Source organism: Streptomyces sp. NPDC056061, from assembly GCF_042266885.1.
In the GTDB taxonomy this organism is placed as follows: Bacteria; Actinomycetota; Actinomycetes; order Streptomycetales; family Streptomycetaceae; genus Streptomyces.
The window spans coordinates 35,286-49,500 of sequence record NZ_JBHJWQ010000019.1 but is presented as its reverse complement, the minus strand read 5'-3'; the positions used below and the strand labels follow the sequence as shown (position 1 = coordinate 49,500).

Sequence of the window (14,215 nt, the reverse complement as noted above, 5' to 3'; positions counted from 1 at the left end):
GGGTCACGACTCGACTCAGATGTCGGTAGATATAGAGATGCTCTCGAATCATCAGTTCTTGTCGTTATTGACTGGACTGAAATGCCAGGTGAATTGCATTTAATCATCGAAAGGAACGGTACCAATGGGTATTCTTGGCACGACGAAGGGAAGCCGTAAGAAGGATCGGAAGAAGAAGGCAGATGAGCTTCTGTCCTCCGTAGTCAGGGAGACGGCGATCCCCGCGGCGGTGCAACTGCTGCGGTCGAACACGAAGTTCGTCTTCCCGAGCGGCACTGCGTGGGTCATGCTCGTGCTCTCGGCCAATGCCATCGGAGGTCTGAGCAAGCGGCACGGCCGCGACGAGGCTAAGGGCTCGATCATCGAGCTGATCGACTCGGACCAGATCAAGACCGTGGCGACGGCCGAGATGCTGGAGAAGGAAGTCTTCGGCATCATCCCGGTCGAGGAGACACTGGCCCGGATGGAGGAGTACTCCCTTCTCACCGGCGCCCAGTACGCCTGGGCCGTCGTGTGGCAGAAGTCCAGTGGTGATCTGCTGGTCGACCTGGTCACCGACGCGACGTTCGCCCAGGCGAAGGCCATCGCTTCCGGCACCACGGAGCTGAAGGAGGCCGTCGGCCAGCAGGCGTGGAAGGAACACAGCGGCATCGTCGAAGAGGGTGCCGCCGACGACGCGGCAGCCATAGCGGCGGACGTAGCCGACGAGGCGGACCCACCCGTTCAGATCGACGACGACGAGGGCGATGAAATCTTCGACCCGCTTCCCGGCGACGAGGACGACACTGGGGACGAGCCGGTCTTCGAAGGGGGCACGGGCGAGCCGGTCTTCGATGACGACTTCCTGGACTTCGGCGGCGAGGGTGACACGGCCCCGGCGGCCGTGGAGACCAAATCGGACTTCGGCGCGACCGCCGGCTTCGAGGAGTTCGACGAGGACGAGACAGGCGGCTACGGGGCCGATGGAGCTGCGAACTCCGACTCGGACGTCGCGCACCTGTTCCCGACCGGTCAGGAGCAGGTGCGCGACGACATCGCCCGCCGGTTCCTTTCCGAGGAGCTCGACCTGAAAGTGAGTCTCAGCGAGTTCAACGCGACATTCGCCATCGGAGCACCGGTCGTACAGATCGCGGTGCCACAGGGAGCGACCGAGTGGCTCGGCGACCAAGTCGCCCAGCTCAATCGACAGGCGAACGTGGACCTCGCCCAGCTGCGGCAAGCGCACGAGGACGAGCTGCGGACCCTCCACGTCAACCTCATGTCGGCGCACGTGGAGCAGGTCATCCGGGATGTGGCCACAGATCGCGAGGGTTCCCGCTACAAGGAGCTCAAGGACGGTGTCGAACAGGCGCATCTGGAGCGGCAGTCGCAGAAGGACCAGAAGGTCCGGGCACGCAAGGCCGAGATCGTCAAGGACTACGAGGACCAGGCCGCGAAGCTGGCCCAGCAGGCCGCGATCCAGGCGGAGATCCAGTACAAGGAGCGCAATCGCTCCCGCATGGAGCGCGAGCAGGCCGACGCGGCCGCCCAGATCGACCGGGACATCGAGAACACGTACTCGCACGACCTGCAGGAGATCCTGCGGGTGCGGCGCTCGGACGCAGCACTGAAGATGCAGGTCGGCACGAGCCGCATCTTCGAAGTGCTGGGCGAGCGGCAGTCGGAGTTCCTGGCGGCCGAGGAGGAGCGGCTGGGCCGGTGGAAGGTCGAGATCCAGCGGATCGTCGACGACAACCGGCAGGCCGACATCGCTCAGGCGAACGCCCTGGCCGAGCACCAGCGGACCACCGACGAGGTCGGGATTCTACGGCGCGAGCAGGAATCGGCTCTGGAGTCGCTGCGCAGAGAGCACGCTGATCGCATCCACCGGGTGGATGACGAGCTTGAGCGCAACCGGCGGGACGCCGTGGTGCAGATGCAAGCGCGCGAGGCCGAGTGGCAGCACAGTCTCGATCTCGAGAAGGAGAAGACCGACTCCCAGGCCCGGCGCGTGTCCGACCTGCTTGTGCAGATGGAGACCGTGGAGTCGGTCATCGGCAGCCGCTACCGAGAGACGATCCAAGGACTGAAAGCCGAGCGCGACTCGTACTCGACCGCGATGGGCCGGGCCGCGGAAGTGCAAAAGCGCGCGAACAGGACGCTCATCGTCCTGGTGATCGCCCTCTCGCTGCTCTCGGGCGTGGCGGGATTCATCGGCGGGGCCGCATCGGGTCTGCTCGGTTGAGCGGGCCGGGCTTCGATGACGGGGGACCTGGCGGCGCGTGGAGTCGAACTCCATGCGCCGTCGTCGTCTGCAGGGGGCGGACACGGCGAGGAAGAACAGCACGCGGCACAGCAGAAAGCAGGGAAGATGATGGCTTCGAACAAGCGGAAGGCGCTGAGGCCGAAGGCGAGCAACTGGGACAAGATCGAGGCCCGCACTGCTGGCGAGACCCTGAGGAACAGGGACATCCACGATGATCAGCAGCTCGACCGGGGAAAGCTCCAGGCACGGAAGTCTATGGCTCCGGGCGTGGTAGTGGGGGTGATCGCTGGCGCTCTCGTAGCGATCGTTGCCTGGCTGCTGTTCTCGGTCATCGCCACGGCGGTGCTTTCGGTGGGCGCGACGATGAACGACGGTCTGGGCAGCGGGGGCAGCAGCGCTCCGAGCTCCTACTACGTCGAGGACGTCACGACCGGTCAGGGTGGGGACGTCGTGACCTGCTACCGGCCGGTGACCGAGAAGGGCCACCCGGAGATCACGTCTCCGTGCTACGCCAGCGTCGCGGAAGTCCCAGTCCCCGGCTGGTGGACCGAGGGCGGAGGCACGGACGTTGCGGGTACGGCGGACGATGGTGACGGGCAGAACGCCGGGGGCGGCACGACGAGCGTTGGTGAGCAGCTGGCTTCGGTCTCGCCGTTCAAACTCTTCGTCACGCTTGGCTCGGGTCTGCTGGTCGTGATCATCATCAGCACCTGGTTCTCGCGCCGGGTCGCCGCGGCGAACCTGATGAACACTACGAGCGACATCAACCAGCATCACGGCGATCAGCACATTGCACTGCCCGAGGAGATCCAGCGCAAGTTCGACTGGTTCCCGGACGCGGGCGCGCACTCGGACGTCCAGGTGAGCTCGATGATCAGCCACATGATGCTCCGCAGGAAGGGCCTGGGCACCTTCGAGGTCTCCCAGCGCGCGGAGAAGGAGATCGTCGACAAGGAAGGGAATCCCCTCTACTACGCCGGTGAGGCCATGGACGACGATGCAGGTGATCCGATCACCAAGACTCTGCCGGTCATCGACGAAGCTTTCGGCGACGCGCTCTTCGAGGTCTCGGGTCTGCCCGATGAGCCGGGCATGCGCAAGACGTACGACACCACGCTGATCCCGTACAACTCGGATGGGAAGGACCGCGACAAACTCGGGCGGTACAAGACCGTGGCGGACCTGATCAAGGACGACTGGGAGTTCCCGGCCTACGAGGTCCAGCGCCCGGCCGGCGCGTACATCGTCGATACCGCGCCGGTGAACACGATGGTCCTGGCGATCACTCGCGCTGGGAAAGGCCAGACGTACATCGAGCCCATGCTGGACATGTGGAGCCGGGAAAAGAAGCCGTCCAACATGGTCATCAACGATCCCAAGGGCGAACTCCTGGTGCGGAACTACATCCCGTTCGTCACGCGCGGGTTCGAGCCGGTGCAGTTCAACCTGATCAATCCGATGAAGACGGACATTTACAACCCGCTGGGGATGGCGGCCGAGGCCGCCCGTGAGGGCGGATCGACGAAGTGCGCGCTGTACGTCGAGAACATCGGTGAGGTGTTCTTCCCGGTCACGGGCGGAGAGGACCCGGTGTGGCCGAACTCGGCGAACAATGCATTCAAACGAGCGGCCTACGGTCTGATCGACTACTACCTCGAAGAAGAGCGCGAGCTGCGCGCCTATGCCGCGGCCACGGATATGGATCCTGCGACGCTGGAGCAGCGGCTGGACGACATGTGGGGCAAAGTCACGCCCTACAACTGCTACCAGCTGTTCGTGCAGCTGACGTCGAAGAAGCTCAAGAACCCCGAGGCCGAGTTGGAGAAGCGCATCAAGGCCGGGGAGTTCGACAACGATGCGGAAGCGCTGGCCGAGGAGCAGGAGAAGGCGGCAGCACAGGCGTTCCTGTGGGAAGGTCAGGCCGAACAGGACCTGCTCACGCTGTACTTCAACGCGACCCAGGCGCTGCCGAGGAACACGATGCGCACGCTCGTCGCCAACGCGCACAACGCCCTGGTCGCGATGGCGGGGGCAGAGAAGATGATCTCGTCGGTGTACGGCATCGCCATCACTGGTATGAGCTTCTTCACGGATCCGACGATCGCCACGCTCACCTCGGGCCGGCCGTCGCAGAACACGGATCTCGCGGGGCTGTCGTTCCCCCGGCGACTCGGCGTGCGCTTCGCGATGAACTATCTCAAGCGCGACCATCTCATTGGCCAGCAGGCGATCTGGTCGGCGTACGCGGACGCGATGTTCCAGGAGTCCCTGGGGCCGGACTTCGACCACGAGGAGATTCTGGGCCGGGAGGGCTGGGCCCGGTACAACTTCAAGGGGATCTTCCCGGCCGACGAGGCGTGGATCAAGCTGGAGCTGGTCAACCCGCAGTCGCAGATGCTCGTCAGGACCTTCTACTTCCACTTCCGTAAGGGCTACCAGCTCTCACTCAACGGCCGGCACTACGTGACCGAGCCGGTCACGGGCAAGAAGATCGTCAGGAACGGTGTGATCCGCGAGCTCCGCCCGGTGCGTGAGGGCGGTGCGAAGGACGGCCCGGTCGTTGGTTACGATCCGGCCGACACGGTATATCCGGAGGACCGGCTCGATCTGACGCTCTCAGGTGTACCGGAGAAGGTCACCGGGGAATCCCGGGCTATCACGCAGACGATCGTTCACTACTCCGAGTCGCCCAAGGCCGTGTTCCTGGTGACGCCGCCGCACCTGACCAAGTACGCGCGGCTGGTTCTGATCCTGGTCAAGCAGCTCGTCGACGTCAGCTTCGACCAGTCGTACATGACCAAGTCGAACCAGAAGCCGCTTTACCGGACGAGGTTCATGCTCGACGAGCTCGGCAACCTGCAGTCCGACGGCAAGGGGATCGCGGGCTTCGAGACGATGCTCTCGATCGGCTTGGGCCAGGAGCAGCAGTTCACCATCATTCTGCAGACGCTGCAGCAGCTGCGCGACGTCTACGGCGAGAGCGTGGACAAGATCGTGCAGGGCAACACCTCGAACATCGTGTTCCTCAAGTCCACCGACGACTCGATGATCGAGACGCTGGAGAAGATGAGCGGCACGAGGCACCGGTCTTACATCAACTCGAAGCAGATCAGCCAGGACCTGGGCAAGGTGGTGGGCGGCAAGACGGAGGGGCGTGTCTCATACACGATGAACACTGAGAAGGAGCCGCTGATCTCGTACAACGACATGGCTTTCATCTCCGAGCGGAACTCGATGGTCTTCCGGGCCGGTGACGCGCCGGTCTGGAACCGTAACGAGACGATCCTGCCGATGGCGTTCAAGCTGCTGCGGGAGAACACGATCGTCCACCCGGGGCACGACTACTCGCTGCAGACGATCCCTACCCTCTCCTCGGCGATGCAGTTCGACGTGCGGAGGAACCAGCCGGACTTCCGCGCGATGTTGGACAAGCGCATGAGGCAGGCCTTCCGGGCCGAGGACGCCAAGAGGCTCTACCAGGAGACCTACGGGTACCGGGATGTCGACATCGAGCGCCTGGACCCGGACGTCTACTCGGATGAGGTCATGGAGATCATCATCACCATGACCGCGCTCACCGAAGGCCGGGACCCGAACGCGCCGGTCATGGTGGACCCAGAGGACTACGAGGCAGCCTCGATGCTGTTTTCTGACGAACAGTTTCTGGAGAACGTCGAGGTCGTCTCCGAGATCGCGGCGCAGGAGGCGTATCGGGCCGAGAGACAGCGCCTGGTGTACGCCGAGGGTCTTATCAGCAAGGAAATGCTGGTCAATCCGGACGGCTCGGCGAAGATCAAGAGTCTGGACATCGAGATCGGCGAGGCCTACAAGTCGACGCAGGTCGAACTTGAGCGCGATCACGAGCGCTTCTCGGTCGGCGGTGACGGTGAGCTGCGCAGCGCGGACGGGTCGCAGACGTACATCAGCCAGGTGCACTCCGACCGGTATGCGGAGGCGGTGCGCCGGATCAACGGGCAGATCTTCGACGACGGTTCGCGGGTGTTCGCCGGAGAAGATGTCACCGAGGCGGACGTGCGTTCGCTGTCGACAGTGAAGGTGCACGCGGCCTTCTACCAGTATCTCGCCTCGCTTCCGAGTTGGGAGGTCATCGCTGACGGTGTGTTCGACCGGGCGATGGCTATCGAGATGAATTCGAAGTCGAAGTAGCGAGCTGCGGAGGCAGGGCGCGGTCACGTGCCGGGGTTCTCTCTCATGGATCCCAGGCGTATCGAACGGGCACCGTCGATACGCCTGGGATGTGGCTGGCGCGCCCGCCGGGATCAGAGTGGCTTCACCCAGCGGGTCTTGCCCGCGTCGTAGACGCGTACGAGGCCGTTCCGCTGAGCCGCGATCCGCTCGGTCCATGCCTCGTCCCAGACGAGGCTGTCGTCCTCACGGAAGCGGCGGCGCTGGAACGACTCCTTGGACACGCGTTTCCACCCGGTGAGGTTTCCCGCGTAGCGGTAGTCCGGGGGCAGCGTCGCCTCCGCGGTGAAGCCGGCCGCGCGGTACAGGCCGCCGTCGGAGAGGTCGTCGCTGGAGAACGAGACCCAGCGCCGGATGTCGGCGCCTTCCGCGCGTAGCGACCGCTCGGCGTGGGTGAGCAGTCGCGTGAAGCCTCCGGGGATGATGCCCAGGGCGGCGTACCGCTGGATCTCCCAGTCCCCGGGGGCCCGACGCATCCGGGCGTTGTTCCTGGGAGAGCGCAGACCGAGCAGCGCGCGGATGGCCTGCTGGTCGTCGCGGAGCACGAAGGTCCTCGTGAGCGCCGTGGGTCCCTGAATGTGGTTCGTCTTGAGGAACGCGCGTGCTTCTTGTGCCGTGGCGCTGTCAGGTGACAGAGCACGGGCATAAGTGGTCCCGGCGATGCGGGGATCTGCGTCTGGAAGTACGTCGAGCAACCGCCTCGTGACGCCGAGCCGGTGCGCCAGGGCGCGCAGGACGATGTCCGGTCGGTCCCGCCAGTCGTCTTCCCAGACGTGCAGCACGTGCAGACCACGGGCGCGTGCGGAAGCGCTCTTGGTCGCGTGGTAGTTCTGCTCCCGGCCTGCCTCGACGCTGTGCCAGTAGAGGCCGTTGAACTCGATGGCGAGGCCGAGACCGGGTACCACGATGTCGAGTTCCTGGCTGTTTTCGAGTGCGCCGCGGTGGGAGGTCAGGACGCGATGCCCGGTGATGAGCCGGCGTACGGCTTCGGCCAGCCGGCTCTCGGCTTGGCTGGGCAGCGGGCCGAAACACCGCGGGCATCCGGTTGGATTCGGCCCGGTGAGGTGGTAGCAGGCCGCGGGCCACGTGTGTGTGGGGTTGTCCGGGCAGCGCCAGTGCAGGATCTGCTTGGATCCGGCGGTCACCGCGGCGGCGGCCGACGGGTCCACGAGCATCGCGGCGACGTGCGGGTGGGTGGTTGAGAGGTCGTTGACGCCGGGCATGACGATCTGGTTGGCGCAGACGGGGCAGAGGTTCCCGGCCACACGGTTGCTCACTTGCGCGTTCCAGACGTGCCGGGGGTCGGCCTGGCACCGCCACCGGACCTTTGTCACGCTCCCGGCGCTGACGGCTCGTCCGATGTCGGGGTCGGCAAGCTGTGCCGCGAGATCCGGGTGTGTGGTGGCCAGGTCGTTCGTGCCTGGCTGCACGCGATGCCCGGAGCAGACCGGGCAGCCGGTGCCCCCCATAGTGCGATCGACGAGACGAGCGTTCCAACTGTGCGCGGGGTTGATGGCGCAGCGCCACTGCATCTTCCGTGTGCTCCCCGCGCAGACGTGCTCCGCTGCCGACGGATCGGCAAGCTGTGCCGCGAGATCGGGGTGCGTGGTTGTGAGGTCGTTGACGCCCGGGATCACGAGCCTGTTCGCACACACCGGGCATCCACGCCCGAGCACACGATTGCCGACGTGGGACGTCCACACGTGCCGCGGGTCGGTCTCGCAGCGCCATTCGGTCTTGGTTTTGGATCCGGCGCTCAGGCGAGTGCCGAGTTCGGGATCGACGAGCTGCGCGGCGAGATCGGGGTGTGTGGTTGTGAGGTCGTTGACGCCCGGGATCACGAGCTTCCCGGCGCAGACCGGACAGCCGACGCCGCCAGCGCGGCTGTACACGGCGGCGTTCCAGATGTGCCGTGGGTCGGTATCGCAGCGCCACTCGGGTTTCTTGCCGCTGCCTGCCGTCAGGACGTCGCCCAGGCCGGGTTCGACGAGCTGCTGGGCGAGATCTGGATGCGTAATCCGAAGGCTACTCATGATGAACCCATCATAGAACCTCGAATGGGTGGATCCATGCATGACGCAGACAGGGAGAGTAATCGCACAACCCCCATCTCCAGAATCATCTATCGCCACCTATCGACTCGTCAGGATAGGATCTATCAATAGATATGAAACCCGGGCGTCTGCAGGAGGCTGAGAGGCAATGAAAAAGGCGCACGGTCTGCGCAGGTACTTCTATGAGTACGTGTTCTACAAGGCGGTCGAACAGGCAAGGGACCAGAACGGAGAGATTATTCCGATCTCCCAGGCCAAGGCGATCCGCACCCGGGCCGACGAGATCCTCGCGCGGCGCGGCACGGCCATCGCGGATCCCCGGCTGGGCGTCAGCGACTGCCTGACCGCGATCGACGCCGCCTTCGCCGAGAAAGTGCCGGGCTACGAGCCGCAGTTCGGCGACCACACACCAGGCAACGAGCGCTACCAGACGCTGCAGCGGGAGTTCACCCGTATCACCGGCGTCGGCACGCAGACCGACCCGAGGTCCGCTCGGCTGCCGATCAGCCCCTACGACCCTGACTGGTCACAGCGCGCCACAGTGAAGCGGGCGGGCACCAAGCTGGTCTACCTGCCCGACGAGACGATCGTGCGCGTGGCCGGTGGCGAGGTCGAGACCCTGGCTGATCCCCGGCGCGGGAACATGGTGCTCTGGCGCGTCGACGGCGACGGCAAGCCGTACGAGGCAGGCCGGGCCATGACCAACGACGACGCCGCCGGACTCACTGCGCTCATGGACAAAATGAGCCAGCAGGAGTACGACCAAGTCCGCAAGTGGGTCATCGACGGCGGGCGCGACCCGCAGACCGGCCGCGTCGACCGCAACCGCTTCATGTCGCCGCGCGCCGTAGCGCGTTCGGTGGCACTTCTCGAGGAGCTGAAGGCCCAAGGTGTGGCCTATGAGGTGCTGCGCGACCGCGAGCCCGGCCAGATCAAGGCGAAGATCTCCGGGACCGGCATGGAGATCCGGCTCACCGACATGCGCCAGGAGGGGTATGCCGGGGCGCGCATCTACGACGCCGGCACGGTACTGCGCTACAGCACCAACCACCGGGTGCCCGGCGGCATGGCGGTGCCCTCCCCTACCCCGGCCGAGGCCGTGCGGCTGCTGCGCTTCGCGCAGGGCCAGCGCATCGAACGCGAGGACATGCCGGGACGGGCTGTCGGCGAAGTCGGCACGACACACCCCGAGGCAGGCCGCGGCCGCACGACCCTGGACGTGCCCGACAGCTACCACGTCGACCGGGAGTCGATGCTCGTCGTCTCCGACTACGTGCTTCCCGGGGAGCATAAACCTCGTCCTGGGGCGAAGGTCATGCTGCGCCGCGACGCGAAGAACCGTTCGCTGCCGACCTTCTTCGTCGACGCCGAGCCGGCCGAGGCCTACGCGAAGCAAGCCGTCGGGACCGCACGGGAGAACCTGCGCGCGGCACTCGGCGTCGAGGAGCTCATTGCCCATGCCGAGGCCGAACTGGAGCGCACCGGCGACGCGCCCGACGAGCTGGAGCCACCGGAATACGCCTCTGATGCGGAGATCGCGGCAATCCAGCGCACCTACTGGGATGTGCTCACCGGGGCGCGCAGCGACCTGTTGCGCCCGGGAGCGACCGAGGAGATGTACCAGGAGCGCCTTGAGGAGATCGGCGAGCTGCAGGCTGGTGAAGTGCCCGACCTGGGAAACCTGGTCTACGGCGGGCCGGCCGCGGAGAAGGTCCGCGCACATGCCGAGGACGTGCCCTTCGAGCTCGTGGGCACCTGGGAACCCGAGCCGCACGACATCGAAGGCGAGTGGATCGATCAGCGCTTCGACCCGGCCCGGGTCGCGAAGTACATGACGAGTCCGACCGGCCAGTGGTCAAATCTGGACAACCTGGCGTCGGCGCTGCGCCGCTGCGGGGTCTCCCCCGACGAGATGATGGGCAGCAGCTTCCAGACGACCAGGTTCAAGGATCGAATCGTGCGCTTCGACGCCGACCGGGCCCGGCCCATCGCCGATCACGAATCGCAGTTCATGCGCCGCATCGGCGACACCGTACGCGAGAGCCTGGAGCGCAACGCTACGACGCCGGGTGAGATCCTCATCGACGAGCAGGGCATCATCCGCTGGAGCGGCGAGAAGCTACGCCGTGACGGAAAGACCACGCCGGTCTCCGGCGAGATCGGCCAGGTCTTCGACGTCGGCGGGCACGGCGAGATCGTGACCCGGTTCGCCAGCGGCGAGAACGCGCTCATCGTCCCCGGCTACGAGGCGCGGATCGCGGCGCAGACTCCGGGCGAGGCTCCGACCTCGGTCGAGGAGCGCACGATTCTGCGTGGCTACGCGCAGCTGATGCACGAGCGGATCCAGTACCAGATCGCCGGCGACCTCGTCTCCGGACGCAGCCACACCGGCGAGCCCACTTCGCTCAACGCGGTGTACTCGCAGCTCTACGGCACCAAGCACCCTGTCGACTTCATCGAGCGGGCTACGGCGCATCAGGTCGATCCGGCCACGGGCGAGGTCAGCTCGGAGCTGGATGAGTGGACGGCCTCGATCCTGCGCACCGAGGCGAAGCGCGTGCGCTACTCCAACGAGATCAAGCAGGGTTCGACGATCTACGCCGAGTACCGGGCCGGGCGCGATCGCACTGACCCTGCCGATGACAACCGCTTCGATGCCTGGCATCTGACCGGCGGACGGAACATGGCCGTGCTCACGGGGAAGGGCAAGAACGGGTTGGAGGCTCCCGGAGGCTACTTCGACCCGGTGATGACGGGAGGCGCGACCAACCAGGGCATCGTCCGGTACCTCACCGAGGGCGCCGTGGTGCGCCCGGACGGAACCATCGAGCCGGGTGATCCGCGGACTGTGACGGGCTCGCGCGCCCCGCTGATGAGCCGTCCCGAGTTGGAGACGCTGCGCTACGACCCCTTCGACCGTCAGCAGATGACGGCCTCGACGATCATGCAGTGCTCCGAGGTGACCCGGCCCACGGGCACGGCGCTGATGACCTTCGGCGGCTGGACGGCCGACGACCCGATTGCTGTGAGCCGTGAGTTCGCTGAGCGCCACCGTATCCGCGGGGCCGGCGGCCTGCTGCGTGACCTGGTCGTGGGCGACAAAATCAGCGACCTGCACGGCAACAAGGGGGTGATCTCGCTGGTCGTGGACCGCGACATGGATCTCAACGAGGCGCGGGAGCGGGGTCTGGACCAGGAGGTCCAGTGGTTCAGGGCCAATCCGGACATGGACGTGGTGATGAGCCCGTTCTCGCTGATTTCGCGCCGCAACGCGGGCTCGGCCCGCGAGCTGATGTCGGGAGGAGTCCGCGACCTGGTGCGGCCGGTTCCGGACTCGAACCTGCTGGAGCCCGGTCCGAGCGGTGCTCTGGGCCAAATGCGCTTCGTGGTCACGCACATGGCCGTCGATGAGAAGACCAAGATCTACGACGACGAGGCGGTCCTGTCCGGCCGTGGCCGCAAGGCCTCCTCTCAGCTGGCCTGGGCGCTGCAGTCGCAGGGCTGCCCGGCGATCATGCGGGAGTTCTACGGCCACAACTCCGGACCCGAGTCGAACCTGCGCGAGTACCTCCTGGTCACGGGCATGGACATGGAGGCCGACGGCACCCTGCGGATCGTGGGCCCGGCCGAGAGTGTCGACGAGCGGCCCGAGCGCCGCCTCATCGCGATGCCGGAACTGCTGCGCACGCAGCCGCGCAAGGAGGGCCAGCTCCCAGGGCTGAACACGACGGCGATGCGCAAGTCTTTCGGCAACCTCGTCGGCGACCGCGGCGGCGACATGGAGATCCCGTTCCCGCTGACGTATCCGACCGGTGAGCGGACCGAGACGGTGAGCGCGACGTCCTGGAAGCTGCCGGTGCTGTCCTCGCACCTGCGCAGCGGCCAGGAGTTCGACGACGGGACCTCCGTCCCGCACGACTACACCCGTAGCTACCAGGACGTCTTCGTCGAGGCCTGTCGATACCGGTACATGGCCGAGCAGTTGGAGGGCCAGAGCCTGCCGCCCAAGAAGCGTGCGGAGATCCGCCGGGGCATGAGCGAATCGGTCTCGCGTGCGCAGCGCGCCTTCGAGGCGATCACGACCGACGTGCAGAACCGGGTGCTCACCGGAAAGAACAACATCTTCAAGACCGGGCTGATGTCCTCGCGGCTCTCCGACTCGGCGACGATGGTCTGGACGGCCGATCCCCGTCTCGATGTCGACCAGGTCGCGCTGAGCTCGGTCAAGGCCGCGCAGCTGGGCCTGGCAGAGGATGATCACGCGCTGGTGTGGCGCGACCCGGTGCTGCGTGACGCCGGCGTGCGCTACCTGCGCGTGGCGATCGACGATCGGCTCACGGGAGCGGCGATCAACCCGGTGATGGACCAGTGCTTCGACGGCGACTTCGACGGTGACGCGGTCGCCGTGGTGAAGCTGCACGGCGAGGCGGCCAAGGCCGAGGCCATGGCGAAGCTCTCGGTGCCCGCGAACCTGCTCGACACCGGCGTGGTGAAGCCCGACGGCTCCCACCCACTGGCCATGCAGGTTTCACTGGACACCCGGGTCGCTCTGTCGAAGGACAGCGAGCTGGCCGAGGAGTTGGAGAGCTCGCGGGGCGAGGCGAACAGGATCAGCCGTCTGGCGCTGGCCGGTGCCGCCGGGGTGGCCGTTGTCCGGCTCGGCCAGCAGGTCGTGACGGATCAACTGAGTGGGCTGTACCGCCAGGCCCAGCGCGGTGAGTTCGGCTCGGCGCTGACGTTCTCGGACCGCCAGACGCATCTGCAGAGCGTGCGCAAGGTCTGTGTCGAGACCGGGGCCAAGGGCAGCGAGAAGAAGCTGGACGGCTACGCCCGCAATCTCGGCGATGAACAGGGCACCCCGGGCATCACGCAGGCCGACCAGGAGGCGAGCATGTTCGCCACGGCCATCAAGGCCCACGGCACCGGGCTGGGCGGCTCGTTCAGCCAGCGCGCGGTGCGCGCCCTGCGCAGCGAGGACCTCAAGGCGGTGCTGGAGGTGACCTACCCGGTGACCCAGTCGATCCTGCAGGCCAAGCATGACGCGGCCGAGGCGCGGCACAAGTACGAGATGCTCCAGGGCCCGGGGCGCGACCTGTGGCGCGGCCGCAAGCTCGAACATGTCGGTCCGAACCAGTGGCGCCCGGAATTCGCCGACGGTGAGCCCGTCCAGGCCACGACCAAGGAGTGGGAGGTCCAGTTCGTCGAGTTCTACGCATCCAGGGAGGGCTTCGGGGTCACGGTCAACCCGGACTACGTGTCCCGGGTGGCGCGCGCGTTGGAGGACCCGGCCACCGGGCTCATCCGCAATCTGGAGGAAGATCCGTCACTGGTGGGCACCGTGATGGACCGGATGGCCTACGGCGGCGACTTCGCCGCCCTCGTGCACGCGGCCAAGAACCGCGAGAGCGTCTACGACGGCGAGATGAACGGACAGTTCGCCTCTGTGGGAACGCGCAAGGCCCGGATGGAGACGGCCCGCGCCCTGGACGTCCTGGGGCAGCACGGCCCGGACGCCCCGGAGACGGAAATCGCCGTCGACGCCTCGGTGGTCAAGCGCGACGTGATCACCGAGACCGCGGACGCCTCCCGTACGCGCGGCGCACACAGGCGTTCGGTCCACGCGGTCGGTGTGGGAGCACGCCGGCCGGTCTACGTGCCGAGCTTCGATGCCGGTGAGCAGCAGACCGGCGGCTACGGGATGGGGGGCTGA

At 66.4% G+C, this 14,215-nt stretch carries 4 protein-coding genes; 3 read left to right on the top strand and 1 reads right to left on the bottom strand.

Features of this window, described 5'->3' with window-relative positions:
• Window positions 1-124 precede the first annotated feature (124 nt).
• Both ACFC79_RS24855 and ACFC79_RS24850 read left to right on the top strand, forming a co-directional pair.
• Complete coding sequence (locus ACFC79_RS24855) at window positions 125-2,224, top strand: hypothetical protein (RefSeq protein ID WP_376243777.1); 2,100 nt, start codon at window positions 125-127, stop codon at window positions 2,222-2,224.
• A gap of 126 nt (window positions 2,225-2,350) precedes the next feature.
• On the top strand, window positions 2,351-6,412 hold the full coding sequence (locus ACFC79_RS24850; protein ID WP_376243774.1) for a type IV secretory system conjugative DNA transfer family protein: 4,062 nt from the start codon (window positions 2,351-2,353) through the stop codon (window positions 6,410-6,412).
• A gap of 113 nt (window positions 6,413-6,525) precedes the next feature.
• On the opposite strand, the gene ACFC79_RS24845 is transcribed toward ACFC79_RS24850, so the two are convergent.
• Window positions 6,526-8,484, bottom strand: coding sequence for a zinc-ribbon domain-containing protein (locus tag ACFC79_RS24845; protein WP_376243771.1), 1,959 nt, complete (start codon window positions 8,482-8,484; stop codon window positions 6,526-6,528).
• Between the two features lie 169 nt (window positions 8,485-8,653).
• Here ACFC79_RS24845 and ACFC79_RS24840 point away from each other — a divergent pair, with 169 nt between their 5' ends.
• Complete coding sequence (locus ACFC79_RS24840; protein WP_376243768.1) at window positions 8,654-14,215, top strand: hypothetical protein; 5,562 nt, start codon at window positions 8,654-8,656, stop codon at window positions 14,213-14,215.